Source organism: Pseudomonas sp. TE6283, from assembly GCF_054060555.1.
This window is the reverse complement of the sequence record NZ_JBSSDH010000004.1, coordinates 43,357-69,167: the sequence shown is the minus strand read 5'-3', so window position 1 is coordinate 69,167 and position 25,811 is coordinate 43,357. Positions and strand designations below refer to the sequence as shown.

Genomic DNA, 25,811 nt, shown 5'->3' with positions numbered 1-25,811 from the left:
GCTGGACGCGACACGCCGCTCAACGGCGGGTAATCAGGCCCTGGCGGGCAATGCGGGTGAGCTGGCCGATAACCTCGGCGGCCACTTCGGCCTCAGGCGCCTGGATCACGGCCAGGTCGAAGCGGTCGTTGCCGTACTGGTCGAGCTGTTCACAGCTGTCGGAGAACTGGATAAGGAAGGCACAGGCCTGGCCCTTGCGTCGGGAAAAGCCATCGAGATTGCGCAAAAGCGTGGGTTGATGCTGGCCGCCGAGCAGGATGCGCGGGGTACGGGAAGCCTGGTTCTTGGCCAGGGGGGTCAAGCAGACACTGGTACGTGGGCAACTCATGGAGTCTCTCTCCGCCTCGCTGTTCCCGCTGGGCAGCGGTGGGAGGCGTCACCGAACCAGCGCTTTAGCGGTATTTCGGATGACCCGTCAGGGCCTCTCCTGCGCCCCGCAAGTAGCTGTTTAAATCGGCGCAATCGGTATGCTAGAGGCAGACGCTTGAAGTTACAAGCGCTTGCGCAAAAGCAATCGCGGGGCCAGCCCGCTCCCACACGCTTCGTGGGAGCGGGCTGGCCCCGCGATTGACGATCAGCGTGCGATCAGGCGGTCCAGCGACAGCCGGCCCGCGCCCTCGATCAGCACCGCCACGGTACCGGCCATCAGCGCCAGGGCGAACTCGTAACCGTTGTTGGACATGAACAGCCCGTTGCCGATATGCACCGAGAAGATCGCCACCACCAGGGTCACGCTCAGCGCCAGCGCCGCCGGGCGGGCCAGCAGGCCGACCACCAGGGCCAGGCCGCCGAAGAACTCGGCGCTGCCGGACAGCAGGGCCATCAGGTAGCCTGGGGCCAGGCCGATGCTTTCCATCCACTGGCCGGTGCCTTCCAGGCCGTAGCCGCCGAACAGGCCGAACAGTTTCTGCGCGCCGTGGGCCATGAAGATGACGCCGATCAGGATACGCACGACGCTCAGGCCATAACCGGCGCGGGTGGTGAACAGGGCTTTGAGGGAGTTGTTCATGTTTGCTTCCTTGTTTGAGCAGGTGTGTGTTGGATGAGCGCCATCTTAATCAAATCATCGAATAATAAAATCGCAATAATCGCGTATAATCTATCGAATTATTGGATTTATCTAGCGCTTCGCCACACGCTCCAGGGAAGCTCGCTCGCGGTTGAACGCGAGGAAGTACTTGTTGACGCTGTTGACGAAGTTCACCGGCCCCATGCCCACCTGCTCCATCGCGATGCGCTCGGTCTGGAAGAACCACTGGTTGCCATTGAGCCCACGCCGCCGGGCCTCGGCACGCATGGCCTGGACCCGCTCCGGCCCGAGGTTGTAGGCGGCCAGGATAAACGCCATGCGCTCACGCTCGTTGAGCTGGGGGCTGGCAAAGAACTTGCGGCGGATCAGCGCCAGGTAACGGGCGCTGGCCTGGACATTGCCGTCCAGCGTGGCGGTGTTGCTCACTCCCACCCGCTGGGCCGCAGAAGGGGTGATCTGCATCAGCCCGTGGGCGCCACCGGTGCCGCGCGCCTTGGGATCGAGGGTCGACTCCTTGAACGCCAGGGCGGCCAGGTTGAGCCAGTCGAACTGTTGGTCGCCACCGTGCTTCTGCAGCACCGGGCGCACCGACTCCAGACGCTGGCGGTCCCGGCGGGCCAGCGGGTTGTGCACCCTGTACTGGCGCCGGTAGATGCGCTCGAAGGCCGCGTCCTGGTTGTCCGGCGCGCGATAGGTGGCGAGGAAACGATCCACCGCCGCCTGCAGCACCGGTGCGTCCTGGCGCACATACCAGCGCATGGCCTGGGGCTGGGCCAACTGCAGCTTGCTGTCCACCCGCAGACGCGGCATCACCCGCGCCCAGCGCTGGGCGATCGGCCGCTCAACTACTGTCAGCGGGTAGATACCGGCCTGAACCATTTCCAGCACATCCTCCACCGCCAGCGTCGGGTCGACCCACTCCACCTTGATCGGTGCCCGCTTGCGCAAGGCCAGCCGCTGGTTGATCGCCTGGATCGCCGCGCCCGCGGCACTGGCCGTGGTCAGGGCGACGGTGCGCCCGGACAACTGCTCGGGGCGGCTGTAGCCGCGCTCACCCTTGCGCCCGACCAGTTGCAGCGGCACCTGGTCGACCACCGGGGCGCTGACGCCGACACCGCGCACCACGCTCGGGTCGAGCAGCTCGCCGGGGGCGGCAAGATCGCCCTCACCCCGCTGCAATGCCGCGAGCAGCTGCTCCTTGGCGCGGGGGATGATCTTCAGGGTGATTTCCTGGCCGTCGGCGACCCGGGCATTGAGGGCGTGCTCCAGGGCGCGCAAGCGATAGTACTCGACGCCCACCGGCTCGCCCTTGACCTCGCCGGAGCTATTGCGGCTCTGGTTGACCAGCACCCGCAGCACCTTGCTCGAGCGGATCTGCGCCAGGTCGCGCGCCTGGCTGGCCGGCACATGCTGCTGCGGCCCGGCTTCGCCGGCAGCGACCGGCCCGGCGGTCAGCAGCCCGGACAGCAACAGGCACGTCAAAAAGGTTCGCAACATGGGAAAAGGGTCCGAGAGCGGTTGGCGGGCACCATGGTGCTGTGATCGATCCGTGACAAATGACCGCAACAGACCACGGCAAACGTTTGAAGTTCTGGGTTTTTTCTCGATATCCCGGTTTTTGCTATGCTGGCCGCCCCGCGGCACGAGGTAGCACCATGCAACTGATCGATATCGGCGTCAACCTGACCAACAGCAGTTTCCACGACCAGCAGGCCGCCATCGTCGAGCGCGCCGTGGAGGCCGGCGTGGCACAGATGGTCCTTACCGGCACCAGCCTGGAGGTCAGCGCCGAGACCCTGGAGCTGTGCCAGCGCCTGGACGAGCCCGGCCAGCGCCTGTTCAGTACCGCCGGCGTGCACCCTCACGACGCCAGCCACTGGAACAGCGGCAGCGAACGCCAACTGCGTGAACTGCTTGCCCAGCCACGGGTGGTGGCCGTGGGCGAATGCGGCCTGGACTTCAATCGCGACTTTTCCCCGCGCCCGGCCCAGGAAAAGGCCCTGGAAGCGCAGCTGGCGCTGGCGGTCGAGCTGCGCCTGCCAGTGTTCCTCCACGAGCGTGAGGCCAGCGAGCGCCTGCTGGCAATCCTCAAGGACTACCGCGACCAGTTGCCCGCCGCCGTGGTGCACTGCTTCACCGGCGAGCGCCAGGCACTGTTCGCCTACCTCGACCAGGACCTGCACATCGGCATCACCGGCTGGATCTGCGACGAGCGCCGCGGTACCCACCTGCACCCCCTGGTCGGCAACATCCCCGAGGGCCGCCTGATGCTCGAAAGCGATGCGCCCTATCTGCTGCCCCGCAGCCTGCGGCCCAAGCCGAAGAACGGCCGCAACGAGCCGGCCTTCCTGCCCGAGGTGCTGCGCGAGGTAGCCCTGCATCGCCATGAAACCGCAGCGCACACCGCCGCCCACACCAGCGCCTGCGCCCGCGCGTTCTTTGGCCTGCCTGAGGTTTCTTGACGCATATCAACAAGGCCCCTGGCGTTGGCGGGCACAATGATGGCACCTTGCCAATAATGTTTCCGCCAACTCAGAGAAGACCTACCATGGGTGCCTGGCTTAGCAACGTTTCCCTCAAATACAAGTTCTGGGCCGTCAATGCCGTGGCCTTCGTCACCACCCTGCTGCTGGTGCTCTACGCGGTGTACCTGGAGCAACAGGCCCGCGCCACCGGCGCCCAGGCGCAAGCCCAGGCCCAGGCCGAACTGCTGGCGGCATGGCCCGCCGGGCAGGCCCTGCCCACCCAGGCCAACCTGATCACCTGGCGCAATGGGCAAACGCCGCAGTTCGCCGGCGCCCCCCTCGAGGCCCTGCGCGATGGCCAGGGCTGGGTCGAACTGTCCGGTGCCTGGATCCTCGGCGACAACCCGCTGCGTGGCGCCCAGGTGCTGCGCCGGGGCGACCAGCAGCTCGCGGTAATCGCCCAGTCGCCGAGCCTGCGCCAGGTCTATTTCGATCGCTTCAGCAACTACGCCGTGTGCGTGCTGATCCTCATGCTGGCGATGCTCTGCGCTTCACAGTTGTTGATCCGTTTCCTGCTCAGCCAGCTCAACACCCTCAAGGATGTGATGCTGCACGTGGAGAAGACCGGCGACCTCTCGGCCCGGGTGCCCCTGGCCTGCGGCGACGAAGTCGGGCAGATGGCCGGCGCGTTCAACGCCATGCAGACCACCTACCACCGCGTGGTCAGCACCGTGGCGCGCACCGCCGCGCAGCTGGACTCCGGCGCCGCGCGTCTGGCCGGCAGCATGGATGAAGTGCGCCACGGCATGATCGGCCAGCAAAGCGAGACCGACCAGGCCGCCACCGCCATCAACGAAATGACCGCCACTGTCCACCATATCGCCCAGCATGCCGGCGCCACCCGCGACCTGTCGCAGACCGCCGACACCCTGGCCGGCAGCGGCCAGGCCGTGGTCAGCCGCGTGCAGGACTCGATTGCCGGGCTCTCCAGCGGTGTGCAGCAGACCGCCGAGATGATCCGCCAACTGGCCGACGACAGCCAGAAGATCAACGGCGTGGTCGGCGTCATCCACAGCATCGCCGAACAGACCAACCTGCTCGCCCTCAACGCCGCCATCGAGGCGGCCCGGGCCGGTGACCTGGGCCGGGGCTTTGCCGTGGTCGCCGACGAGGTGCGCAACCTCGCCAAGCGCGTGCAGACCTCCACCGACGAGATCACCACCATGGTCGCCGACCTGCAGGCCGGCACCCGCGACGCGGTGGATTTCATGCAGGAAAGCTCGTTCAAGGCCGACGATTGCGTCAAGCAGGCCCGCGAGGCCGGCGAGGCCCTGGCCGAGATCACCAGCGCCGTGGCACAGATGCGCGAAAGCAACACCCAGATCGCCGTGGCTGCCGAGCAGCAGAGCCAGGTGGCCGAGGAGATGAACCGCGCCGTGGTCAGTATCCGCGACGTGACCGAGGAGACCGTGCAGCAGACCGTCGGCTCGGCCACCACCAGCAGCGAGCTGGCGACCCTCGCCGGCGAGCTGAACAAGGCGATCGGCCAGCTCAAGCTGTGACCCGCCCCGGCTATGGCCACCATAGCCAACCTCGATTGGCCCCCGCCCGGGGGCCGCACTAAGCTTTGGACAGGCCCCAGAGGATCTGTCCATGAGCAAACGACTGCCCAACCTGCCCGCCTGGCAATGGCGCGGCTATCACCACAACCATCGCCACCCCGCCAATCTGGTGCTGCACCTGATCGCCGTGCCGCTGTTCATCCTGGGCGCGCTGCTGGTGTTGTCGGGGCTGTTTGGACTGGACCTGTCGCAGATCGCCGTGGGCATCATCGCCCTGGTGGCCGGGCTGGGCCTGCAACGTCAGGGGCACCGTCTGGAAGATGAGCAACCCGAGCCGTTCAGTGGTCGCAAGGACGCCGTGCAGCGACTGCTCACCGAGCAGTTCATCACCTTCCCGCGCTTCGTGCTGAGCGGTGCCTGGTGGCGAGCCTGGCGCGAACGCCACAAGCACCGCCACTGACTGAAAACATCACCCGGCGTGGGAGCGGGCTTGCCCCGCGATTGGCTTGATGAAGATGGCTCAAGCGAACACGGTCACCGTCTGCCGGCTCAACGCCAGCAACTCCCCTTCAGCCGTCCACAATGCCGCGGCCGCATGACCATAGCCATCCCGGGCATACTCGGTCTCGACCACATAGCGGCACCAGTCGAGGGTCGACAGCTGCGGCGCGGGCTGCACGAACTCGATGGTCCAGGTCAGCGTGCTGCCCGCGGCGGGCTGCTTGAGGTACGGCAGCAGGCTGGGCGGCCAGGCATCGACCAATGCCAGCAGGTGCGCCACCCCGACCGGCTCCTCGGCGACATCGCGCAGGCGTACCCAGCCCCCCATATGGCGCGAGTCGTTGCCACTGAACGGCAGGCCGCCCACCGCCCAGCGAAACGCCACATGCTGCATGAACGCCGGTGTAATGCCCTTGATAAAGGGCAACTCCGGCGCCGCCTCCTGCAGCGGCTTCATCGGCATCGCGGCAGGCGCGTCGACCGCCACCACCGAAGGGCGACCAGCACCGAAGCTGCCCTGCACCAGGGTCACCACCTGGCCATCCTGCACGGCGCGCCCCAGCAAGGTGCTGACCGCCTTGCCCTCGCGCAGCACCTCCACCTCCAGGCTGATCGGCATATCCGGCGCCGCGGGGCCGACGAAGGTGATGGCCAGCGAACGCACCGGGCGGTCGTCGCCCAGCTTCTGGCGCATCGCTTCGTGCACCATCGCCGCCATCAGGCCGCCGAACACCGCGCGTCCCTGGGCCCAGCCGGCGGGTACGCTGATCGCCTCGGGGTGTGTGCGGGCGGCAGTCAGCAATTCTGTGAAGTTCATGTGCCAGGGCTCCTGCGCAAAAAAGAACGGATAGTAACCAGCGATCACGCCAGCCACAGCCCGCATATCGGTCATTTGCCAGGACTAACGGCGCGCCAGAGCCTTTTGCAGCGCTTCGAGGGTGAGGTCGGAACGCGCCTCGGCAGCATGCAGCTCATGCTCCCAGGCCACCTTGCAGCCGAGCAGGTCGCTGTGCTCGCGCACCTGCAGCAACCACTGCACACGGTCGTGCCAGTCACCCAGGTCACCCTGGGCCGCCTTGAGCAGTCGCTGCAGCTTGCTGCCGGCGTGTTCGAGTTGCGGGTAGGCCTGATCACCATAGCGCACCCGCTTGATCAGCAGGCGCAGGCGGTGGCGGTCGTGGCCAGGGTCCGACAGGGCCGCCTGCAGCTTGTGCCATTGCTTGTGCAGGCGCTTGTCGATGCGCTGCCCCAGCTTCTGCGCCAACCCCTCACGGCCAGCAGCACGCAGGAACATCGGGAAGGCATCGAGAATCGCCAGCACGCGAATGAGCTGGGCACTGGCCGCGACACTGGCATAGGTGCGCGCCCTGCCCTCCTGGCGACGCTGGCCTGCCTGCGCGCGCCCACGGCCGATCAGTTGCGCCGCCAGCACCTCGCGGTCACGCAGCGGCGTGGTCAGCGTGCCCAGCGCCCCAGCCGCCTGCTCGAGCTGTTCGACGCCTGGCAAGCCACGCAACGGCCGCAGCAGGCTGCGCAGACGCCGCAAGGTGATGCGCAGATCGTGCAACGCCTCGCGGTCGGTGTCGGCGGCCAGGCGTTCGCGGCAGGCCAGCAGGCGCACCTGCAGCGCCAGGATCTGGCCGACCACATGATCGAGCATGGCGGACATGGGCAGCTCCTCGATCAACGCCCGGCGCGGGATTCACGAATGTAGAAACGGGCCTTCTCGGCCTTGCGGGTGCAGCCTTCGAAACCTTCGAACTGCTGCTGGGTCTTGGCGCCGGTCAACAGCGACAGCGCCTTGGAATAACTCACGGTGCCGGCAAAGCCTTCGGCCTTGGCCAGGTCCAATTCCTTCCAGGCGGCATCGAGCTGGGTCGCGCAACTGTCGCGATAGGCCGTCTTGCCCGCGCAGCCGACCAGGGCCAGGGCAATCAGAGGAAGGGTGATCCAGGCTTTCATCGGTAATACCTCAAGGGTGAAAAACTAAGGTGGCCGTTCGACGGCAAAGCAAACGAAAAGTGCCCTGCTCAGCGTAGTCCAGCGCGGACTACATTGAAGCACAGGTGGCAATGGGTGCATTGTTGGACCATGGTGGCACAGCTGCGGGGGAAAAGGTCATGGGCAAACGCGTGGCATTGGTGCTGGGCTCCGGTGGTGCCCGAGGGTACGCGCACATCGGCGTGATCGAGGAGATCGAACGGCGCGGCTATGAGATCGGCTGCATCGCTGGCTGCTCGATGGGCGCAGTGATCGGCGGTATCTACGCCGCCGGCAAACTCGACGAATACCGCAGCTGGATCGAGAGCCTGGACTACCTCGACGTGCTGCGCCTGGTGGATGTCAGCTTTCGCCTGGGGGCGATCCGTGGCGACAAGGTGTTCGGGCAGATCCGCAAGATCGTTGGCGAGATCAACATCGAGCAGTTGCGCATCCCCTACACCGCGGTCGCCACCGACCTCACCAACCAGCAGGAGATCTGGTTCCAGGAGGGCTGCCTGCACCAGGCCATGCGCGCCTCGGCGGCCATTCCCAGCCTGTTCACCCCGGTGGTGCAAGGCAACCGCACGCTGGTCGATGGCGGCATCCTCAACCCGCTGCCGATCGTGCCGGTGGTGTCCAGCCATTGCGACCTGATCATCGCCGTCAACCTCAACGCCACCAACCAGAAGCAGTACCAACTGCCGGTGATCGAACGCCCGGCGGCGTTCAAGATGCGCTTCGATGCCTTGATCAGTTCGCTCGGCTCGCGCCTGCCGTTTCGCCGCAAGCCGGCCGAGCAACTGATCCGCCTGGAGCAGGAAATCACTGCCGAGGGGCTGGCCAGCCCCAACCCGTGGCTCGCTGAAAGCGCCGCCCCCGAGGGCCAGCAGCCGGCGGCCGCGCCGCAGAGCGAGGGGGCGCCGAAATCGGCCACGGGTTCGTTCATCGTCGACAACGTCGGCCCCGCCTCCCTGCTCGACCTGATCAACCAGAGCTTCGAGGTGATGCAGACGTCACTGGCGCAATACAAGATCGCCGGCTACCCGCCGGATGTACTGATCAACGTGCCCAAGCGCGTGTGCCGGTTCTTCGAGTTCTACAAGGCACCGGAGCTGATCGCCCTGGGACGGGAGATTGCCCGGGATACGCTGGACAATCATGAGGGGGTTCGGCGGTAGGTCTCTCTTCAGGCCGCGTGCAGCCCCTGTGGGAGATATGCGAAGGTCTTGGTCATTGGAAACGAAACAGGCCGCATGTGCGGCCTGTTTCGTGATCAGCGCGCCACTCAGTAGCGCGTGATGTCGGCACTGCCCTCAAGCAGCTTGCGATAGGCCGCGAAGTCCTGCGAACCGGCACGCGACGTGAGGTAGCGACGGATCTGCGCCTTCTCTTCGTCGGTGGCGGCGGCGCCTTCGTTGACGCCCTTGAGCTGCAGGACCACCAGGCTGCCGTCGCCCAGGACCACGCTGCCGTAGACCGGCTTGTCCTTGGACGCAGGCTTGCCGAGGCGGAACACCGCCTGCAGCTCGGCCGGGTCGATACCGTCCTGGCCACGGGTGACCGCTTCGTGGACCTTCCAACCCTGACCTTCGGCCTTGGTCGAACCCTCGCGCAGACCGGCGATCAGCTTGTCAGCCTTGGTCTTGAGTTCGGCAATCGCCTTCTCCTTGGCCAGGTGCTGGCTGATGTTCTTGGCCACGGCCTCCAGCGGCAGTTGCTCAGGCTTGCGATGCTCCTTGACGCGCAGTACCACCACGGTCTCCGGATCCAGCTCGATGGCGTTGCTGTTGGCACCCTCTTCCAGCACCTGCTCGCTGAACGCGGCCTGGATCACCGCACGGTTGGCGGTGATGCCTTCGCCACCCTCGCGACCGAAGGCCGCCGAGGTGTGTACCTTCAGGCCCAGGTCCTGGGCCGGCTGGGCCAGGTCGGAGGCTTCGAAGGCGGTGTCCTCGAGCTGCTTGGTGGCCTCGACGAAGCGCTGCTCCACCTGCTGGGTCTTCAGCTCGTGGGTCAGCTTGTCCTTCAGGCTGGCGAAGCTCGGCACGTCCGGCGCCTGCACACCCAACAGCTTGATCAGGTGGTAGCCGAACTCGGTGCGCACGGGTGCGGACACCTGGTCCTTGTTCAGCTTGTACAGCGCGTCCTCGAAGGCCGGGTCGTAAACGCCGGGGCCGGCGAAGCCGAGGTCGCCACCGGTATTGGCCGAACCTGGGTCCTGGGAGAATTCCTTGGCCAGCTTGGCAAAGTCCTCACCCTTGTCCAGGCGCTGCTGGATCTCTTCGATACGGGCCTTGGCCTTGGCATCGTCGGTCTTGTCGTTGACCTCGATCAGGATGTGCGCGGCATGGCGCTGCTCGCCAAGGTTGGCGATCTCCTTCTCGTACAGGGCCTTGAGCTCGCCGTCATCGACCTTGACCTGGTCAAAGAAGGCCGACTTCTTCAGCTCGAGGTAGTCGATGACCACCTGGTCCGGGGTCATGAATTCCTTGGCGTGCTGGTCGTAGTGCGCCTTGACCTCGTCATCGCTCACCTTGACTGCGGCCGGGTCGGCCTTGAAGGTCTGCGAAGCGAAATCACGGGTCTGCTTCTCGAGGCGGGCGAAGGCCTCGACCTGCTTGTCGGTGACGAAGCTGCTACCGGCAAGGCCGGTGCGCATCTGGCCGATCAGCATTTCCTGGGCGAGCATCTCGCGGAACTGCATGCGGCCGTAGCCCATCTGGCGGATGACCGAGTCGAAGCGCTCGGCGCTGAACTTGCCATCGACCTGGAATTCAGGCGTCTGCAGGATCAGCTGATCCAGCGCGGCCTCGGAAAAAGCGAACTTGGCGTCTTCGGCACCCTGCAACAGCAGCTTGCGATCGATCAGCCCCTTGAGCGCGGCTTCGCGCAGCATCTTCTCGTCCAGCAGCGCAGGGTCGAAATCCTTGCCCAGCTGTTGCATCAGCTGGCGGCGCTGCATGTCCACGGCCTGACTCAGCTCGTTCTGGCTGATGGTCTGGCCGTTCACCTTGGCAGCGTCCTGGCTATGGCTGGCGGCCTGGAAAATGGCCTCGAAACCGGTCAACGCCATCAACACGACGATAAGGCCGATGATGGTCTTGGCAATCCAACCTTGTGAATTGTCCCTGATATTCTGCAGCATGCGTCCCCCAGAAACGGCTGTACCACTGCGTCGACAACCGCGGAGCGTGGGTAGAATCCTGATAGAAGAAAGGCGCATCCAGTGGATGCGCCTTTTCGAAGCGAGCGTGCCAGCGGGAACGTTTGCGACCCGCCGTCACGCGGTCGGCCCTGACGATGCCCGGGCCGGCTGAAAGACGACTTAGTTGACGGCGTCTTTCAGGCCCTTGCCAGCCTTGAAGCCTGGAACCTTGGCGGCAGCGATCTTGATCGCCTTGCCGGTTTGCGGGTTGCGGCCGGTGCGCTCGGCGCGATCCTTGACCGAGAAGGTACCGAAGCCAACCAGGACAACATCGTCGCCTTTCTGCAGGGCGCCCTGAACGGATTCGATAACTGCGTCCAGCGCGCGGCCGGCTACAGCTTTCGGGATGTCAGCAGATGCGGCGATAGCGTCAATCAGTTCCGACTTGTTCACTCTAAGTCCCCTTATTTCTCTATTGAGTTTGTTTCTAAGTATGTAATGAAAAGCTTATGAAACGAGCGCTGGGTGGCCTGTTGACACTGGCGTGCCGTTTTATAGCAAGGGCCGGAAAATACTGTCAACCAACGCCCCCCAGCGAAATACGTACTAGTGCGTGCTGATTCTTTCCTTAGCATCGCCGTCGCGCTTCTCATCTTTCGCGACAATCTCCGGAGCCACATCTGGCAAGGGCTCCGGGGCGTATTGCAGCGCAATTTGGAGGACTTCGTCAATCCATTTGACCGGTTTGATCTGAAGATCCTGTTTGATATTTTCCGGAATCTCCTTCAAGTCGCGAACATTCTCCTCGGGAATGATCACCGTCTTGATCCCACCGCGGTGTGCCGCCAGCAGTTTTTCCTTGAGGCCACCGATGGCCAGGACTTGGCCGCGCAGGGTGATCTCACCGGTCATCGCCACATCGGCGCGGACCGGGATCTGGGTCAGGGCCGACACCAGTGCGGTGCACATGCCGATACCAGCGCTTGGGCCGTCCTTGGGCGTGGCGCCTTCGGGCATATGGATGTGAACGTCGCGCTTCTCGTGGAAATCTGCGGCGATCCCCAGGCTCTGGGCACGGCTGCGCACCACCGTCTGCGCGGCGGTGATCGACTCGACCATGACGTCGCCGAGCGAGCCGGTCTTGATCAGTTGGCCCTTGCCCGGGATCACCACGGCCTCGATGGTCAGCAGCTCGCCGCCCACCTGGGTCCAGGCAAGACCGGTGACCTGGCCGATCTGGTCCTGCTGCTCGGCCAGGCCATAACGGAACTTGCGCACGCCCAGCAGTTGCTCGAGCTGCTCGCCGCTGACCTTGACCTTCACCTGCTTGGACCCTGCGTGCTCCTTGACCACCTTGCGGCAAACCTTGGCGATCTGGCGCTCCAGGCCACGCACGCCAGCTTCACGGGTGTAGTAGCGAATGATGTCGCGGATGGCCGACACCTCGACCTCCAACTCGTCCTTCTTCAGGCCGTTGGCCTTGACCTGCTTGGGCACCAGGTACTTGACCGCGATGTTGATCTTCTCGTCCTCGGTGTAACCCGGCAGGCGGATGACTTCCATGCGGTCGAGCAGCGCCGGCGGGATGTTCATCGAGTTCGAGGTGCACAGGAACATCACGTCCGAGAGGTCGTAGTCGACTTCCAGGTAGTGGTCGTTGAAATTGTGGTTCTGCTCGGGGTCGAGCACCTCCAGCAGCGCCGAAGCCGGATCGCCGCGCATGTCGCTGCCCATCTTGTCGATCTCGTCGAGCAGGAACAGCGGATTGCGTACACCGACCTTGGTCATTTTCTGAATCAGACGACCGGGCATCGAACCGATGTAGGTACGACGGTGGCCACGGATCTCGGCCTCGTCACGCACGCCGCCCAAGGCCATGCGCACGAACTTGCGGTTGGTGGCGGCGGCGATCGATTCGGCCAGCGAGGTCTTGCCCACGCCGGGCGGACCGACCAGGCACAGCACCGGGCCTCGGATCTTCTTCACGCGCTTCTGTACGGCGAGGTACTCGAGGATACGTTCCTTGACCTCTTCCAGGCCGTAGTGGTCGGCATCGAGGATCTCTTCGGCCTTGGCCAGGTCCAGGCGCACCTTGCTCTGGGCCTTCCACGGCACCTGCACCAGCCAGTCGAGGTACGAACGCACCACGGTGGCCTCGGCCGACATCGGCGACATCTGCTTGAGCTTGTTCAGCTCGGCCTGGGCCTTGGCCAGGGCGTCTTTCGGCAGGCCGGCGGCGTCGATGCGCTTTTTCAGTTCCTCGACTTCGTTGTGGCCTTCGTCGCCATCGCCGAGCTCTTTCTGAATGGCCTTCATCTGCTCATTCAGGTAGTACTCGCGCTGGCTGCGCTCCATCTGCTTCTTGACCCGGCCACGGATGCGCTTCTCGACCTGCAGCAGGTCGATCTCGGCGTCCAGCAGCGCCAGCACATGCTCGACGCGGGCCTGCAGGTCGACGATCTCGAGGATCTCCTGCTTCTGCTCGATCTTCAGCGCCATGTGCGCGGCCATGGTGTCGACCAGGCGGCCCGGTTCCTCGATGCTGTTGAGCGAGGACAGCACTTCGGCCGGGACCTTCTTGCCCAGCTGCACGTACTGCTCGAACTGCGACAGCAAGGTCCGCACGAACACTTCGGACTCGCGCTCGGCGGTCTCGGCTTCGTCGATCAGGCTGACTTCGGCGCGGATATGGCCGTCGACTTCGTTGAAACGCTCCACGGCGCCGCGCTGCTCACCCTCGACCAGCACCTTGACGGTGCCATCGGGCAGCTTGAGCAGTTGCAGCACGGTGGCGACGGTACCGACGCGATACAGGGCGTCTTCGCCCGGATCATCGTCGGCCGGATTCTTCTGGGCCAGCAGGAGGATCTGCTTCTCGCCCGTCATCGCCGCCTCGAGGGCTTCGATGGACTTCTCACGCCCCACGAACAGTGGGATGACCATGTGCGGATAGACGACGACGTCGCGCAATGGCAAAAGAGGCAAGTCGAGGGTGGTCTTCATGATTTCGCCTCTACAGCGGCCTTGGTGGCCGGAAACCGTTGGAAATGGTGCTTGGGGCTAATGTGGGGGCAGGCCTGGCAAATTACAAGCACCCAGGCCATGAAATGCAAAAAGGGGCCAAAAAGGCCCCTTCGTGCGTGCTGCCCCTTGCCCGATCAGGCGTCGGGGGCGGCCTTGGCCTGCGGCTCGCTGTTCTCATAGATGAGCAGCGGCTGCGACGAGCCTTCGATGACGCTTTCGTCGATCACCACCTTGCTGACATCCTTCTGCGAAGGGATCTCGTACATGGTGTCGAGCAGCACGCCTTCGAGGATCGAACGCAGGCCACGGGCGCCGGTCTTGCGCTCCAGTGCCTTGCGCGCGACGGCCTTGAGTGCATCGCTGCGGAACTCGAGGTCGACGTCTTCCATCTCGAACAACTTGGCGTACTGTTTGGTCAGCGCGTTCTTCGGCTCGGTGAGGATCTGCATCAGCGCAGCCTCGTCCAGCTCGTCCAGGGTCGCCAGCACCGGCAGGCGGCCGACGAACTCCGGGATCAGGCCGAACTTGACCAGATCGTCCGGCTCGACCTCACGCAGCGACTCACCGACCTTCTTGCCCTCTTCCTTGCTGCGTACTTCGGCGCTGAAGCCGATGCCGCCTTTGGTCGAGCGGTTCTGGATGACCTTTTCCAGGCCCGAGAAGGCGCCACCGCAGATAAACAGGATATTGCGGGTATCGACCTGCAGGAACTCCTGTTGCGGGTGCTTGCGCCCCCCTTGCGGCGGCACGGAGGCCACGGTGCCTTCGATCAGCTTCAGCAGCGCCTGCTGCACGCCCTCGCCCGAAACGTCACGGGTGATGGACGGGTTGTCCGACTTGCGCGAGATCTTGTCGATCTCGTCGATGTAGACAATGCCCATCTGGGCCTTTTCCACATCGTAGTCGCACTTTTGCAGCAGCTTCTGAATGATGTTCTCGACGTCCTCACCGACATAACCAGCTTCAGTCAGGGTGGTGGCGTCGGCAATGGTGAACGGCACGTTCAACAGGCGCGCGAGCGTCTCGGCGAGCAGCGTCTTGCCCGAGCCGGTCGGCCCGATCAGCAGGATGTTGCTTTTACCCAGTTCGACTTCGTCGCCTTTCTTGTCACGCTGGTTCAGGCGCTTGTAGTGGTTGTACACCGCTACTGCCAGGACCTTTTTCGCGCGCTCCTGACCAATCACGTACTGGTCCAGGATGCCGCTGATTTCTTTCGGCGAGGGTAACTTGTGCGCGTTGCTCTCGGCCTGGGCTTCCTGCACCTCCTCACGGATGATGTCATTGCACAGGTCGACGCACTCGTCGCAGATAAATACCGAGGGGCCGGCAATCAATTTACGCACTTCATGCTGGCTTTTGCCGCAGAAGGAGCAGTAGAGCAATTTGCCGTTGTCCTCGCCGTTACGGGTGTCAGTCATTCGATCGATCCAATCCGGTAGGCTTGAAACACAAGATGAAGGCAATCGCTGGCTTTTTCAAGTCCGCGCTCGGGCGCAATCCGCGCCCGAACGCTCTGGCGTATTGCTTCAGGATGCCAGTTGCCGCTTGTCGTAGACCGAGTCGATCAGGCCGTACTCGGCCGCGCGCGCGGCGCTCATGAAGTTGTCGCGCTCGGTGTCGCGCTTGATGGTCTCGAGGTCCTGACCGGTGTGATGGGCCAGCAACTCGTTCAGGCGCGCCTTGATGTTGAGGATTTCCTGGGCATGGATCTCGATGTCGGTCGCCTGGCCCTGGAAGCCGCCCAACGGCTGGTGAATCATCACCCGCGAGTTGGGCAGGCAGTGGCGCTTGCCGGCGGCACCGGCCGCGAGCAGGAAAGCACCCATGCTGCAGGCCTGGCCGATGCAGATGGTCGAGACATCCGGCTTGATGAACTGCATGGTGTCGTAGATCGACATGCCGGCAGTTACCGAGCCACCCGGGGAGTTGATATAGAGATGGATATCCTTGTCCGGGTTTTCCGCCTCAAGGAACAGCAGCTGCGCCACCACCAGGTTGGCCATGTAGTCTTCTACGGGGCCAACCAGGAAGATCACGCGCTCCTTCAGGAGGCGCGAATAGATGTCGTAGGCGCGTTCGCCACGGGCGGACTGCTCGATAACCATCGGGACCAGGCCGCCTGCGGCCTGGATGTCAGAGCTCTGCTGAATATAAGAATTGCGGGACATGTCCTGCACTCACTCCCAAATAGTCATGGCTTGAATACGCACAAGCCAGCGCGAAGGCTGGCTTGTGGGGGTTTCCTACGAGAGTAGCCTGTTACTCAGCGTCGGCAGCAGCCTGTGCTGGCTTGACGGCTTCTTCGTACGAGACCGATTTGTCAGTCACAGTCGCTTTCTGCAGGACAGTATCTACAACTTGCTCTTCCAGCACAACCGAACGGACTTCGTTCAGTTGCTGGTCGTTCTTGTAGTACCAGGCGATGACCTGCTCGGGCTCCTGGTAGGCCGAGGCCATCTCTTCGATGACTTCGCGAACCTTGGCTTCGTCCGGCTTCAGGTCGAACTGCTTGACCACTTCGGCGACGATCAGGCCCAGCACGACGCGACGCTTGGCTTGCTCTTCGAACAGTTCGGCTGGCAGTTGGTCAGGCTTGATGTTGCCACCGAACTGCTGGACGGCCTGCACGCGCAGACGATTGACTTCGTTTTCCAGCAGGGCCTTAGGCACGTCGACCGGGTTGGCGGCCAGCAGACCGTCCATGACCTGGTTCTTGACCTTGGCCTTGATGGCCTGGCGCAGTTCACGCTCCATGTTCTTGCGAACTTCGGCGCGGAAACCTTCCAGGGTCGACTCCTTGATGCCGAACTGGGCGAAGAAGGCTTCGTTCAGCTCAGGCAGCACAGGGGCGGAAACGCTGTTGACGGTGATGGTGAACTCGGCGGCCTTGCCGGCCAGGTCCAGGTTCTGGTAGTCCTCTGGGAAGGTCACGCTGACCACGCGCTCTTCACCGGCCTTGGCGCCAACCAGGCCTTCTTCGAAGCCCGGGATCATGCGGCCGGAACCCAGCACCAGCTGGGTGCCCTTGGCCGAACCGCCGGCGAAGGCTTCGCCGTCGATCTTGCCAACGAAGTCGATGTTGACTTGGTCATCGTTGGCAGCAGCGCGCTCGACGGCCTCGAAACGGGTGTTCTGCTTGCGCAGGACTTCCAGCATGTTGTCCAGGTCGGCGTCAGCCACTTCGGCGCTCAGGCGCTCGACGGCGATCGACTCGAAACCGGCAACGGTGAATTCAGGGAAGACTTCGAAGATGGCGACGAACTCGAGGTCCTTGCCTTTCTCGAACGACTTCGGCTCTACGGCAGGCGCGCCAGCCGGGTTCAGCTTCTGCTCGACAATGGCTTCGTAGAAGGAAGCCTGGACCAGGTCACCGAAGGCCTCTTGACGGGCATCGGCTTCGAAACGCTGGCGGATCACGCTCATCGGCACCTTGCCCGGACGGAAGCCGGCAACCTTGGCGCGCTTGGCAGTCTGCTGCAGACGCTTGTTGACTTCGTTCTCGACGCGCTCGGCCGGAACGGCGATGGTCATGCGGCGCTCGAGAGCGGAAGTGTTTTCAACAGAAACTTGCATGGATATTCCTCGTTGCACAGACGTTAGCCGGCGATAGCCCGACTCCAGAATCAAGGGCAAACATTCTAGTGACTCATCAAGCAGAAGTCACCCCACCCGGATTGTCGGCGGGCCGCGCCGGTCGATTTCCTTGAAAGGCCCGCCCGCCTTGGCGTCGAGCCTGTTTCATTCACGGCCGCGCAGGCCCTTGTGGCCCGCGCGGTTGTAAAACCTTGTCAAACAAACAACAGCCAGAAAGATCGTCCGCCTTACTGCGGATCGAGGTCGTTGAACTGGCAGTATTCTTCCCAGGCCATGCCCAGCGCCTCGGCCACCTCGCGATGAGTCTCCAGGCGCATGGCCTGCAGTTGCTCCGGCGACTCGGCGATCAGTTGCAAGGCATACTCCCAGGGCTCGACGCCCTGCTCCTGCGCCGCATCCTCGAACGCCCACTCGATCTGCTGGGCCTGCTCGCGGGCATCCAGCTCGCGGATCTCCTCGAGCAGCTGCGGATTGGCCTCGGCGAAACGTTGCAGCGCCAGGGCCTGGCGCGCTTCTTTTGCGATCATGTGCGCTATTCCTCTGCCGGCATCTCGGCCAGCCCTTCAACCGGCTGAAATTTATCAGCTTTTATCGCTCCGCCACCAGTAGCCACAAGGCCCGTACGGCAGAAACGAAAAAGGCGCCCGATCATCCGATGCGGGCGCCTTCTTCAAATATGGGGTGGACGATGGGAATCGAACCCACGACAACCGGAATCACAATCCGGCGCTCTACCAACTGAGCTACGCCCACCATAATGCAGTGTTGCGGTACAGCCTTACAGAAACATGGTGCGGACGAAGAGACTCGAACTCTTACAGCTTGCGCCGCTGGAACCTAAATCCAGTGTGTCTACCAATTTCACCACGTCCGCATGAAACTCAAAAACAAAGGCGCCGGATCATTAAATCGAGGCGCCCCTGCAGAATCTGGGGTGGACGATGGGAATCGAACCCACGACAACCGGAATCACAATCCGGCGCTCTACCAACTGAGCTACGCCCACCATATTGCGGTACTGCTTACTTGCCCAGGCCTTAATGGCGCACCCGGCAGGACTCGAACCTGCGACCATCCGCTTAGAAGGCGGATGCTCTATCCAGCTGAGCTACGGGCGCTTAAGCTTACAGTCCAGCCGAACAAACGAACCGCTTATTCTGCCCGACTTTGCCAACCCGTGCCAGGCAGTGCCCGACAAGTGCGGCGAATCTTATAGGCGACCCTGCAGGTCGTCAACACCTTTCGCAAAAAAATTTAAATTATTGAAGGGGTTAGGGGATTTGCCCGACCACTCGCCTTTGCCCTTGGGCCGTGTCGTGCGAGAATGCGCGCTTCTTATATATGTTCCCTTCTCGATGGTTAATCACGCGTCTATGACTGCACACCTAATCGATGGCAAGGCGATCGCCGCCAACCTGCGCCAGCAGATCGCCCAACGTGTCGCCGAGCGCCGCCAGCAGGGCCTGCGCACGCCTGGCCTGGCGGTGATCCTGGTCGGTACCGACCCGGCCTCCCAAGTCTATGTCTCGCACAAGCGCAAGGACTGTGAAGAGGTCGGCTTCATCTCCCAGGCATTCGACCTGCCCAGCGAGACCACGCAGCAAGCCCTGACCGACCTGATCGATCGCCTCAACGATGACCCGGCCGTCGACGGTATCCTGCTGCAGCTGCCGCTGCCCGAGCACCTGGACGCCTCCCTGCTGCTCGAGCGCATCCGCCCGGACAAGGACGTGGACGGTTTCCACCCCTACAACATCGGCCGTCTGGCCCAGCGCATCCCGCTGCTGCGCCCGTGCACGCCGAAGGGCATCATGACCTTGCTGGAGAGCACCGGCCAGGACCTGTACGGCATGAACGCGGTGATCGTCGGCGCATCCAACATCGTCGGCCGGCCAATGGCCATGGAGCTGCTGCTGGCCGGCTGCACCGTCAGCGTCTGCCACCGCTTCACCAAGGACCTGGCCGGCCACGTCGGCCGCGCCGACCTGGTGGTGGTCGCCGCCGGCAAGCCGGGCCTGGTCAAGGGTGAATGGGTCAAGGAAGGCGCCATCGTCATCGACGTCGGCATCAACCGCCAGGACGACGGCAAGCTGGTCGGCGACGTGGTCTACGAGACCGCCCTGCCCCGCGCCGGCTGGATCACCCCGGTGCCGGGCGGCGTAGGCCCGATGACCCGCGCCTGCCTGCTGGAGAACACCCTGTATGCGGCTGAAGAGCTGCACAAGTAGGTTGTTCCGGCAATGACGCAACGGCGCCTCTCGAGGCGCCGTTTTCGTTTGAATGCCCGTCTCCACGGAGCCACAGCCGATTCGGCTGGCAACCCATCCATTTCAGCTGGACCGGCTGCCCACCTCTCACGCTTCAGCCGGGATTGCCTCGCGATCCCCCTGACAATGGTCACACAGCCCACCCGTGGATGCGTGCCCAATGCAAACAACAAATACCGTCCTCATGATTCGCCCGGCGCGGTTCGCCTTCAACCCCGACACCGCCGCCAACAACCGCTTCCAGCAGGCGCCGTCGGACCCTCAGGCCGCCAGCGAAAAGGCCCTGGAAGAATTCGACGGCTACGTCGACACCCTGCGCCAGCACGGCGTCGATGTGCTGGTGGTGCAGGACACCCCTGAACCTCACACCCCCGACTCGATCTTCCCCAACAACTGGTGGAGCAGCCACGCCGACGGCAGCCTGGTGCTGTACCCGATGGAGGGCGAGAACCGCCGCCTGGAGCGCAGCAAGGGCGTGCTGGCCGTGCTGCGGGAGCGCTTCGCCATCCAGCGCACCATCGACCTGAGCCCGCTGGAACAGCAGAATCTGTTCCTCGAAGGTACCGGCAGCATGGTCCTGGACCGCGAACACCGCATCAGCTACGCCTGCCACTCCGGGCGCACCCATGAACATGCCCTGCGCCAGTTCGCCGAGCGCCTGGACTATCGCCTGTGCCTGTTCCACGCCGTGGACCGCCGCCAAGCGCCGATCTACCACAGCAACGTAATGATGAACGTCGGCCGCCAGCTCGCCGCGGCCTGCCTCGACGCCCTGCCCCGCCACGATGAACGCCGTGCCCTGGAGCATTCGCTGCGCGATACCGGCAAGCAGGTGCTGGCGCTGAACTTCGACCAGCTGGAGAACTTCGCCGGCAACATGCTCGAAGTCCACGACCGTGACGGCCGCTCCCTGCTGGTGATGTCGCGCAGCGCCTGGCATGCGCTCGACGCCGACCAGCGCCGCCAGGTCGAGCGGCACAGCCACCCACTGGTGGTGAACATCGACCATATCGAACGCATCGGCGGCGGCAGCGCGCGCTGCATGCTCGCCGAAGTCCACCTGCCCTCGCGCCACTGACTCGACAAGGAAAATCATCATGACCCGCTACATCGACGTGCACGACCTCGCCCACCTGGTCAACCGCAAGGGATTGCCCACCTGCCTGGCAGAGATGGCCGAGTACATCCGCCAGGACTACCTGCGCTGGCATGACTTCGAGAAATGCCCGCGCCTGGCCAACCACTCGGCGGACGGGGTGATCGAGCTGATGCCGGTATCCGACGCCAACCTGTACGCCTTCAAGTACGTCAACGGCCACCCGAAGAACACCCGCAACGGGATGCTCACGGTGATGGCCTTCGGCGCCCTGGGCGATGTCGACACCGGCGCGCCGGTGCTGCTCAGCGAGATGACCCTGACCACCGCGATCCGCACCGCCGCCACCTCGGCCCTGGCCGCCCGCTACCTGGCACGCCCGGACAGTAAACGCATGGCGCTGATCGGCAACGGCTCGCAGAGCGAGTTCCAGGCCATCGCCTTCCATGCCTTGCTCGGCATCGAGGAGATCCGCCTGTTCGACATCGACCGCAAGGCCTCGGCGAAACTGTTGGCCAACCTGGCCGGTTTCCCACAGCTGAAGCTGATCATTGCCGACAGTGTGGCCGAGGCGGTACGCGGCGCCGACATCGTCACCACGGTCACCGCCGACAAGGCCTACGCCACCATCCTCACCCCAGGGATGATCGAGCCAGGCATGCACCTCAACGCCGTGGGCGGCGACTGCCCGGGCAAGACCGAGCTGCACCGCGACATCGTCGAGCGGGCGCGGGTGATCGTCGAGTACGAACCGCAGAGCCGGATCGAGGGCGAGATCCAGCAGATGCCTGCGGACTCGCCGACCACCGAGTTCTGGCAGGTGGTCGAGGGGATCGCCGCCGGGCGCGAGAGTACCGCGCAAGTAACGCTGTTCGACTCGGTCGGCTTCGCCCTGGAGGACTATTCGGCGCTGCGCTATATGCTGGATGTGGCCAAGGCGCTGGACATCGGGCGCGACATCGCGCTGGTGCCGCAGTTGGAGAACCCGAAGGACCTGTTTGCCCTGCTGCAGCCGAAAGTGGCGCAACGCAAAGCCAGCGCCGCCTGACCGGCTATACGCAACCCCTGTGGGAGCGGCCTTGCCGAGGCGTCGGACCGGTCGGAAAGGGCTGCGAAGCGGCCCCAGGGTTTGAGCTACGCAGCCGATATTGCCGGGGCCGCTCTGCGGCCCTTTCCGACCGGTCCGACGCCTCGGCAAGGCCGCTCCAGGGCCCGCGTAAACAGTGGCCGACAAGCATGTCAGCCTCTCGGCCTGACAGAAACCGCTGTCGCACTTCCATAAAACTTTGTCGCAGCAGCCGATTCGGCTGCAGAAGGAAACTTTACAGCCGAATCCGGCAGCCCATGCGCAGGCAAACGACACAAAAAACCTGTCTATCTCGCGCATTCTGAGCCCGACCCATGAGTCACCGACGGACCTACACGCGCTAATCGCCCTACTACCAATAACAACACCCAGGGACCCAAGACCATGCCCTCCATGCGAAAACGCCTCGGCGTGCTGCTGTTCTCGTTGTGCGCCACCACCCTCACCCAGGCCAAGGAGTGGACCGAGATCCGCTTCGGCGTCTTCCCCGAATACCCACCGTTCGAATCCGTCGCCGCCGATGGCAGCCTGCAAGGCTTCGACATCGACCTGGGCAATGCCATCTGCGCCAAGCTGCAGGTCAAGTGCACCTGGGTGCACAACGAATTCGACGGCATGATCCCCGCCCTGCGCGCCCGCAAGTTCGACGCCATCATGTCGTCGATGGCCGTCACCCCGGCCCGCCTGAAGCAGATCGACTTCAGCAACCGCCTGTTCCTCAGCCCCACCTCGGTGATCGTGCGCAAGTCGGCCGACTTCGGCGACAGCGCCGAATCGCTCAAGGGCAAGCAGGTCGGCGTGCTCCAGGGCTCGCTGCAGGAGGCCTACGCCCGCGCCGTGCTGGCGCCGCTGGGCGCGCAGGTCAAGGCCTACCAGGGCCAGGACCAGAACTACGCCGACCTGCTCAACGGCCGCCTCGACGCCACCGTCACCGACAAGCTCGAAGCCCAGCTGAACTTCCTCTCCAAGCCCGAGGGCGCCGACTTCAGGAGCGGCCCGGCCATCAAGGACCCGACCCTGCCGCTGGACATCGCCATGGGCCTGCGCAAGACCGACCCCGAGCTCAAGGCCCTGCTCGACAAGGGCATCGCCATGATCCACGCCGACGGCACCTACGCCCAGATCCAGAAAAAGTACGTCGGCGACCTGGACATCTATAACGAGTGAGTTCCCACCGGCCTCTTCGCGGGCAAGCCCGCTCCCACAAGTAACCACCAGCCTTCGGCCTGCACACTTCCTGTGGGAGCGGGTTCACCCGCGAAGAAACCACCGCGAGATCCCCGTCATGCACGACTTCCTCACAAGCGGCCTGCAAGGCTTCGGCCCGCTGCTGGCCCAAGGCACCTGGATGACCGTCAAGCTGGCCTTGCTGTCACTGGCGTTGAGCCTCGCGCTCGGCCTGATCGGCGCCAGCGCCAAGCTGTCACGGTCCCGGCTGCTGCGCTTGCCGGCCACCCTCTACACCACGCTGATCCGCAGCGTCCCGGACCTGGTGCTGATCCTGCTGATCTTCTACAGCATGCAGATCTGGCTCAACGACCTGACCGAGGCGCTGGGCTGGGACTATGTCGAGATTGATCCGTTCGGCGCCGGGGTCATCACCCTGGGCTTCATCTACGGCGCGTACTTCACCGAGAACTTTCGCGGCGCCATCCTCAGCGTGCCCGCCGGCCAGCTGGAGGCCGCCACCGCCTACGGCCTGAGCCGGGCGCAGCGGTTTCGGCTGGTGCTGTTCCCGCAACTGATGCGCTTCGCCCTGCCGGGGCTGGGCAACAACTGGCTGGTGCTGCTCAAGTCCACCGCGCTGGTGTCGATCATCGGCCTGGCCGACCTGGTCAAGGCCGCGCAGAACGCCGGCAAGAGCACCAACGATGTGTTGTTCTTCCTGTGCCTGGCGGGCCTGGTGTACCTGGTCATCACCACCTTGTCCAACCGCCTGCTCAAGCACCTGGAGCGGCGCTACAACATCGGCATCAAGGAGCTGGCGCGATGATCGAACTCCTTCAGGAATACGGCCTGGCCTACCTGTACCACGATGGCAGCGGCCTGTCGGGCCTGGCCATGACCCTCTGGCTGTTCCTGGCCAGCATGGTGCTGGGCTTCGCCCTGTCGCTGCCGCTGGCCCTGGCACGCACCTCGCGCCACGCCTGGCTGCGCCTGCCGGTGCAGCTGTACACCTTCGTGTTCCGCGGCACGCCGCTCTATATCCAGCTGCTTATCTGCTACACCGGGCTCTACGGCCTGCAGGTGGTGCGCGAGCACGCCCTGCTCGACCAGTTCTTCCGCAACGCGCTCAACTGCACCCTGCTGGCGTTCGTGCTCAACACCTGTGCCTACACCGTGGAGATCTTCGCCGGGGCCATCCGCAACCTGCCCGCCGGCGAGCTGGAAGCGGCCCAGGCCTATGGCCTGCGTGGCTGGAGGCTCAACCTGTTCCTGATCCTGCCAGCAGCCCTGCGCCGCTCGCTGCCAGCCTACAGCAACGAGTTGATCCTGATGCTGCACGCCACCTCGCTGGCCTTCACCGCCACCGTCGCCGACATCCTCAAGGTGGCCCGCGACGCCAACGCCGCGACCTTCCTGACCTTCCAGGCCTTCGGCATCGCCGCCCTGCTGTACATGCTGCTGTCCTTCGCCCTGGTCGGCCTGTTCCGCGTGGCCGAACGTCGCTGGATGCGCTTTCTTGACCCTGCCCGAGGCTGAACCCATGACCGCTACCGCACTGCCACTCACCACCTTCGAACAGGCCCCCAAGGCGCGTGCCCATACCGGCACCCTCAAGCTCAGCGTCGACGGCCTGCACAAGCACTACGGCGAGCACCAGGTGCTCAAGGGTGTCTCGCTGCAGGCGCGCAAGGGCGACGTGATCAGCCTGATCGGCGCCAGCGGCTCGGGCAAGAGCACCTTCCTGCGCTGCATCAATTTCCTCGAAAAGCCCAACGCCGGCAGCATCACCCTCGACGGCCAGACCCTCGACCTGAGCAAGAGCACGCCGCCAGCGGCCCAGCTGCAGAACCTGCGCACGCGCCTGGCCATGGTGTTCCAGCATTTCAACCTGTGGAGCCACCTGACGGTGCTGGAGAACATCTGCCTGGCGCCGCGCAAGGTGCTGGGCATCAGCGCCGGCGAAGCCGAGGCGCGGGCGCGCAAGTACCTGGACAAGGTCGGCCTGCCGGCCCGCGCCGCCGACCAGTACCCGGCGTTTCTCTCCGGCGGCCAGCAACAGCGCGTGGCCATCGCCCGGGCGCTGGCGATGGAGCCGGAGATCATCCTGTTCGACGAGCCCACCTCGGCGCTGGACCCCGAGCTGGTCGGCGAAGTGCTCAAGGTGATACAGACGCTCGCCGAGGAAGGACGTACCATGCTCATGGTCACCCATGAAATGGGGTTCGCCCGCCAGGTGTCGAGCCAGGTGCTGTTCCTGCACCAGGGCCTGGTCGAGGAAAGCGGCAGCGCCGAGATCCTCGACCGGCCACAGAGCGAGCGCCTGCGGCAGTTCCTCTCCAATCGTCTGAAGTGAAGTCACGCCGCCTATGGATACCAAGGCCATCACCCCCGCAGCTACACCGCTGGATCGCATCGACGAAGCGATCATCGACGTGCTGCGACACCAAGGAAGGATCACCTACGAGAAGCTCTCCACCCTCGTGCACCTGACCCCCAGGCCCTGCCTGGAACGGGTGCGCAAGCTGGAGCGGCGCGGGGTGATCCGCGGTTACGGGGCAATCATCGACCTGCAGCAGGTCTCCCCCGGGTTGTCGTTGCTGGTGCTGGTGGCCTTGTCCAACCAGAGCGGGCGCTCGGCGCAACGGGCATTCGAGGCCACCGTGCGCGCCTGCCCGCAGGTCTACGAGTGCCAGCTGATCAGCGGGCACTTCGACTACAGCCTGCGCATGCGCTGCCGCGACATGGAGCATTACCGGGTGCTGACCGAGACCTGGATGAACAACGACGAGCTGCATATCGACAAGCTGGTGGCGCATCCGGAGCTGGCGGCGGTGAAGAGCACGGCGCCGCAGGCGTGAACAGGCAAGGCCCCTGCAGGAATGGGTTTGTC

General features: G+C 64.2%; 25 protein-coding genes and 4 tRNA genes. 12 read left to right on the top strand and 17 right to left on the bottom strand.

What is annotated here, in order from left to right; all coding sequences use genetic code 11:
• Positions 1-19 precede the first annotated feature (19 nt).
• The 3 genes from ACVWZ5_RS07615 to ACVWZ5_RS07605 form a co-directional block, all read right to left on the bottom strand.
• Positions 20-328: a hypothetical protein gene (locus ACVWZ5_RS07615; RefSeq protein WP_028692623.1), complete on the bottom strand. Its 309-nt coding sequence runs from the start codon at positions 326-328 to the stop codon at positions 20-22.
• Positions 329-574: 246 nt separating this feature from the next.
• Complete coding sequence (locus ACVWZ5_RS07610) at positions 575-1,009, bottom strand: DoxX family protein (protein ID WP_301140249.1); 435 nt, start codon at positions 1,007-1,009, stop codon at positions 575-577.
• A 111-nt stretch (positions 1,010-1,120) separates the two neighbouring features.
• Positions 1,121-2,527 (bottom strand): MltF family protein, encoded by a 1,407-nt coding sequence (locus tag ACVWZ5_RS07605; protein ID WP_062574548.1) that lies wholly within the window; start codon positions 2,525-2,527, stop codon positions 1,121-1,123.
• Between the two features lie 158 nt (positions 2,528-2,685).
• Here ACVWZ5_RS07605 and ACVWZ5_RS07600 point away from each other — a divergent pair, with 158 nt between their 5' ends.
• The 3 genes from ACVWZ5_RS07600 to ACVWZ5_RS07590 all read left to right on the top strand — a co-directional run bounded on the left by ACVWZ5_RS07600 (position 2,686) and on the right by ACVWZ5_RS07590 (position 5,517).
• Complete coding sequence (locus tag ACVWZ5_RS07600) at positions 2,686-3,492, top strand: TatD family hydrolase (protein WP_457340513.1); 807 nt, start codon at positions 2,686-2,688, stop codon at positions 3,490-3,492.
• A gap of 86 nt (positions 3,493-3,578) precedes the next feature.
• A complete protein-coding gene (locus ACVWZ5_RS07595) occupies positions 3,579-5,057 on the top strand; it encodes a methyl-accepting chemotaxis protein (RefSeq protein ID WP_062574550.1) in 1,479 nt (492 codons plus the stop codon).
• Between the two features lie 91 nt (positions 5,058-5,148).
• Positions 5,149-5,517, top strand: a complete 369-nt coding sequence (locus tag ACVWZ5_RS07590; RefSeq protein ID WP_062574551.1) for an Mpo1-like protein — start codon at positions 5,149-5,151, stop codon at positions 5,515-5,517.
• 60 nt (positions 5,518-5,577) lie between these two features.
• Here ACVWZ5_RS07590 and ACVWZ5_RS07585 read toward each other — a convergent pair whose 3' ends face one another.
• The 3 genes from ACVWZ5_RS07585 to ACVWZ5_RS07575 all read right to left on the bottom strand — a co-directional run bounded on the left by ACVWZ5_RS07585 (position 5,578) and on the right by ACVWZ5_RS07575 (position 7,520).
• The gene (locus ACVWZ5_RS07585; protein ID WP_084941451.1) at positions 5,578-6,375 is read right to left on the bottom strand and encodes an acyl-CoA thioesterase; all 798 of its coding nucleotides are present in this window, start codon (positions 6,373-6,375) and stop codon (positions 5,578-5,580) included.
• An 84-nt stretch (positions 6,376-6,459) separates the two neighbouring features.
• A complete protein-coding gene (locus tag ACVWZ5_RS07580) occupies positions 6,460-7,227 on the bottom strand; it encodes a CHAD domain-containing protein (RefSeq protein ID WP_457340512.1) in 768 nt (255 codons plus the stop codon).
• Positions 7,228-7,241: 14 nt separating this feature from the next.
• Complete coding sequence (locus ACVWZ5_RS07575; RefSeq protein WP_011533120.1) at positions 7,242-7,520, bottom strand: hypothetical protein; 279 nt, start codon at positions 7,518-7,520, stop codon at positions 7,242-7,244.
• A 158-nt stretch (positions 7,521-7,678) separates the two neighbouring features.
• Between ACVWZ5_RS07575 and ACVWZ5_RS07570 the strand changes: the two genes are divergently transcribed.
• Entirely contained in the window at positions 7,679-8,719 is a 1,041-nt protein-coding gene (locus ACVWZ5_RS07570; protein ID WP_062574554.1) for a patatin-like phospholipase family protein, read from the top strand.
• Positions 8,720-8,826: 107 nt separating this feature from the next.
• On the opposite strand, the gene ACVWZ5_RS07565 is transcribed toward ACVWZ5_RS07570, so the two are convergent.
• The 11 genes from ACVWZ5_RS07565 to ACVWZ5_RS07515 all read right to left on the bottom strand — a co-directional run bounded on the left by ACVWZ5_RS07565 (position 8,827) and on the right by ACVWZ5_RS07515 (position 18,422).
• Complete coding sequence (locus ACVWZ5_RS07565; RefSeq protein WP_457340511.1) at positions 8,827-10,686, bottom strand: SurA N-terminal domain-containing protein; 1,860 nt, start codon at positions 10,684-10,686, stop codon at positions 8,827-8,829.
• Between the two features lie 180 nt (positions 10,687-10,866).
• On the bottom strand, positions 10,867-11,139 hold the full coding sequence (locus tag ACVWZ5_RS07560; RefSeq protein WP_062574556.1) for an HU family DNA-binding protein: 273 nt from the start codon (positions 11,137-11,139) through the stop codon (positions 10,867-10,869).
• A 153-nt stretch (positions 11,140-11,292) separates the two neighbouring features.
• Entirely contained in the window at positions 11,293-13,689 is a 2,397-nt protein-coding gene (gene lon / locus ACVWZ5_RS07555) for an endopeptidase La (RefSeq protein ID WP_457340510.1), read from the bottom strand.
• A gap of 155 nt (positions 13,690-13,844) precedes the next feature.
• Positions 13,845-15,128, bottom strand: coding sequence for an ATP-dependent Clp protease ATP-binding subunit ClpX (gene clpX / locus ACVWZ5_RS07550; protein WP_028692635.1), 1,284 nt, complete (start codon positions 15,126-15,128; stop codon positions 13,845-13,847).
• Positions 15,129-15,236: 108 nt separating this feature from the next.
• Entirely contained in the window at positions 15,237-15,878 is a 642-nt protein-coding gene (gene clpP / locus ACVWZ5_RS07545; RefSeq protein WP_043213484.1) for an ATP-dependent Clp endopeptidase proteolytic subunit ClpP, read from the bottom strand.
• 91 nt (positions 15,879-15,969) lie between these two features.
• Positions 15,970-17,283, bottom strand: coding sequence for a trigger factor (gene tig / locus ACVWZ5_RS07540; RefSeq protein ID WP_028692637.1), 1,314 nt, complete (start codon positions 17,281-17,283; stop codon positions 15,970-15,972).
• 248 nt (positions 17,284-17,531) lie between these two features.
• Positions 17,532-17,831: a DUF6388 family protein gene (locus tag ACVWZ5_RS07535; RefSeq protein WP_028692638.1), complete on the bottom strand. Its 300-nt coding sequence runs from the start codon at positions 17,829-17,831 to the stop codon at positions 17,532-17,534.
• Between the two features lie 150 nt (positions 17,832-17,981).
• Positions 17,982-18,057: transfer RNA gene (locus tag ACVWZ5_RS07530), tRNA-His, on the bottom strand.
• Between the two features lie 36 nt (positions 18,058-18,093).
• Positions 18,094-18,178, bottom strand: a tRNA-Leu gene (locus tag ACVWZ5_RS07525).
• Between the two features lie 56 nt (positions 18,179-18,234).
• A tRNA-His gene (locus ACVWZ5_RS07520) sits at positions 18,235-18,310 on the bottom strand.
• A gap of 35 nt (positions 18,311-18,345) precedes the next feature.
• Positions 18,346-18,422 (bottom strand) — tRNA-Arg (locus tag ACVWZ5_RS07515).
• A gap of 255 nt (positions 18,423-18,677) precedes the next feature.
• Here ACVWZ5_RS07515 and folD point away from each other — a divergent pair.
• The 8 genes from folD (at position 18,678) to ACVWZ5_RS07475 (ending at position 25,779) form a co-directional block, all read left to right on the top strand.
• The gene (gene folD, locus ACVWZ5_RS07510; RefSeq protein WP_457340509.1) at positions 18,678-19,532 is read left to right on the top strand and encodes a bifunctional methylenetetrahydrofolate dehydrogenase/methenyltetrahydrofolate cyclohydrolase FolD; all 855 of its coding nucleotides are present in this window, start codon (positions 18,678-18,680) and stop codon (positions 19,530-19,532) included.
• 199 nt (positions 19,533-19,731) lie between these two features.
• Entirely contained in the window at positions 19,732-20,649 is a 918-nt protein-coding gene (gene ctlX / locus ACVWZ5_RS07505; RefSeq protein ID WP_062574558.1) for a citrulline utilization hydrolase CtlX, read from the top strand.
• Between the two features lie 19 nt (positions 20,650-20,668).
• Positions 20,669-21,715, top strand: a complete 1,047-nt coding sequence (locus ACVWZ5_RS07500) for an ornithine cyclodeaminase (protein WP_457340508.1) — start codon at positions 20,669-20,671, stop codon at positions 21,713-21,715.
• A gap of 423 nt (positions 21,716-22,138) precedes the next feature.
• Positions 22,139-22,921 carry an ABC transporter substrate-binding protein gene (locus tag ACVWZ5_RS07495; RefSeq protein ID WP_457340507.1) on the top strand — a complete coding sequence of 261 codons (783 nt, stop codon included), beginning with the start codon at positions 22,139-22,141 and terminating at the stop codon, positions 22,919-22,921.
• A gap of 118 nt (positions 22,922-23,039) precedes the next feature.
• Positions 23,040-23,747 carry an ABC transporter permease gene (locus tag ACVWZ5_RS07490; protein ID WP_028692670.1) on the top strand — a complete coding sequence of 236 codons (708 nt, stop codon included), beginning with the start codon at positions 23,040-23,042 and terminating at the stop codon, positions 23,745-23,747.
• Positions 23,744-24,457, top strand: a complete 714-nt coding sequence (locus tag ACVWZ5_RS07485; protein WP_457340506.1) for an ABC transporter permease — start codon at positions 23,744-23,746, stop codon at positions 24,455-24,457. The genes ACVWZ5_RS07490 and ACVWZ5_RS07485 overlap by 4 nt, the downstream gene beginning before the upstream one ends.
• Before the next feature lie 4 nt (positions 24,458-24,461).
• Positions 24,462-25,274, top strand: coding sequence for an ABC transporter ATP-binding protein (locus ACVWZ5_RS07480; RefSeq protein WP_457340505.1), 813 nt, complete (start codon positions 24,462-24,464; stop codon positions 25,272-25,274).
• A gap of 13 nt (positions 25,275-25,287) precedes the next feature.
• Positions 25,288-25,779: an Lrp/AsnC family transcriptional regulator gene (locus ACVWZ5_RS07475; protein ID WP_096049808.1), complete on the top strand. Its 492-nt coding sequence runs from the start codon at positions 25,288-25,290 to the stop codon at positions 25,777-25,779.
• The last annotated feature ends 32 nt before the right edge of the window (positions 25,780-25,811 follow it).

Coding starts and splice junctions, on each gene's coding strand:
- ctlX (WP_062574558.1), top strand. CDS start 19,732: ATGCAAACAACAAATACCGTCCTCATGATTCGCCCGGCGCGGTTCGCC.
- ACVWZ5_RS07535 (WP_028692638.1), bottom strand. CDS start 17,831: ATGATCGCAAAAGAAGCGCGCCAGGCCCTGGCGCTGCAACGTTTCGCC.
- ACVWZ5_RS07590 (WP_062574551.1), top strand. CDS start 5,149: ATGAGCAAACGACTGCCCAACCTGCCCGCCTGGCAATGGCGCGGCTAT.
- ACVWZ5_RS07580 (WP_457340512.1), bottom strand. CDS start 7,227: ATGTCCGCCATGCTCGATCATGTGGTCGGCCAGATCCTGGCGCTGCAG.
- clpP (WP_043213484.1), bottom strand. CDS start 15,878: ATGTCCCGCAATTCTTATATTCAGCAGAGCTCTGACATCCAGGCCGCA.
- ACVWZ5_RS07600 (WP_457340513.1), top strand. CDS start 2,686: ATGCAACTGATCGATATCGGCGTCAACCTGACCAACAGCAGTTTCCAC.
- ACVWZ5_RS07565 (WP_457340511.1), bottom strand. CDS start 10,686: ATGCTGCAGAATATCAGGGACAATTCACAAGGTTGGATTGCCAAGACC.
- ACVWZ5_RS07495 (WP_457340507.1), top strand. CDS start 22,139: ATGCCCTCCATGCGAAAACGCCTCGGCGTGCTGCTGTTCTCGTTGTGC.
- ACVWZ5_RS07500 (WP_457340508.1), top strand. CDS start 20,669: ATGACCCGCTACATCGACGTGCACGACCTCGCCCACCTGGTCAACCGC.
- ACVWZ5_RS07605 (WP_062574548.1), bottom strand. CDS start 2,527: ATGTTGCGAACCTTTTTGACGTGCCTGTTGCTGTCCGGGCTGCTGACC.
- ACVWZ5_RS07575 (WP_011533120.1), bottom strand. CDS start 7,520: ATGAAAGCCTGGATCACCCTTCCTCTGATTGCCCTGGCCCTGGTCGGC.
- ACVWZ5_RS07480 (WP_457340505.1), top strand. CDS start 24,462: ATGACCGCTACCGCACTGCCACTCACCACCTTCGAACAGGCCCCCAAG.
- ACVWZ5_RS07610 (WP_301140249.1), bottom strand. CDS start 1,009: ATGAACAACTCCCTCAAAGCCCTGTTCACCACCCGCGCCGGTTATGGC.
- clpX (WP_028692635.1), bottom strand. CDS start 15,128: ATGACTGACACCCGTAACGGCGAGGACAACGGCAAATTGCTCTACTGC.
- ACVWZ5_RS07485 (WP_457340506.1), top strand. CDS start 23,744: ATGATCGAACTCCTTCAGGAATACGGCCTGGCCTACCTGTACCACGAT.
- ACVWZ5_RS07585 (WP_084941451.1), bottom strand. CDS start 6,375: ATGAACTTCACAGAATTGCTGACTGCCGCCCGCACACACCCCGAGGCG.
- folD (WP_457340509.1), top strand. CDS start 18,678: ATGACTGCACACCTAATCGATGGCAAGGCGATCGCCGCCAACCTGCGC.
- ACVWZ5_RS07615 (WP_028692623.1), bottom strand. CDS start 328: ATGAGTTGCCCACGTACCAGTGTCTGCTTGACCCCCCTGGCCAAGAAC.
- ACVWZ5_RS07595 (WP_062574550.1), top strand. CDS start 3,579: ATGGGTGCCTGGCTTAGCAACGTTTCCCTCAAATACAAGTTCTGGGCC.
- ACVWZ5_RS07570 (WP_062574554.1), top strand. CDS start 7,679: ATGGGCAAACGCGTGGCATTGGTGCTGGGCTCCGGTGGTGCCCGAGGG.
- tig (WP_028692637.1), bottom strand. CDS start 17,283: ATGCAAGTTTCTGTTGAAAACACTTCCGCTCTCGAGCGCCGCATGACC.
- lon (WP_457340510.1), bottom strand. CDS start 13,689: ATGAAGACCACCCTCGACTTGCCTCTTTTGCCATTGCGCGACGTCGTC.
- ACVWZ5_RS07475 (WP_096049808.1), top strand. CDS start 25,288: ATGGATACCAAGGCCATCACCCCCGCAGCTACACCGCTGGATCGCATC.
- ACVWZ5_RS07490 (WP_028692670.1), top strand. CDS start 23,040: ATGCACGACTTCCTCACAAGCGGCCTGCAAGGCTTCGGCCCGCTGCTG.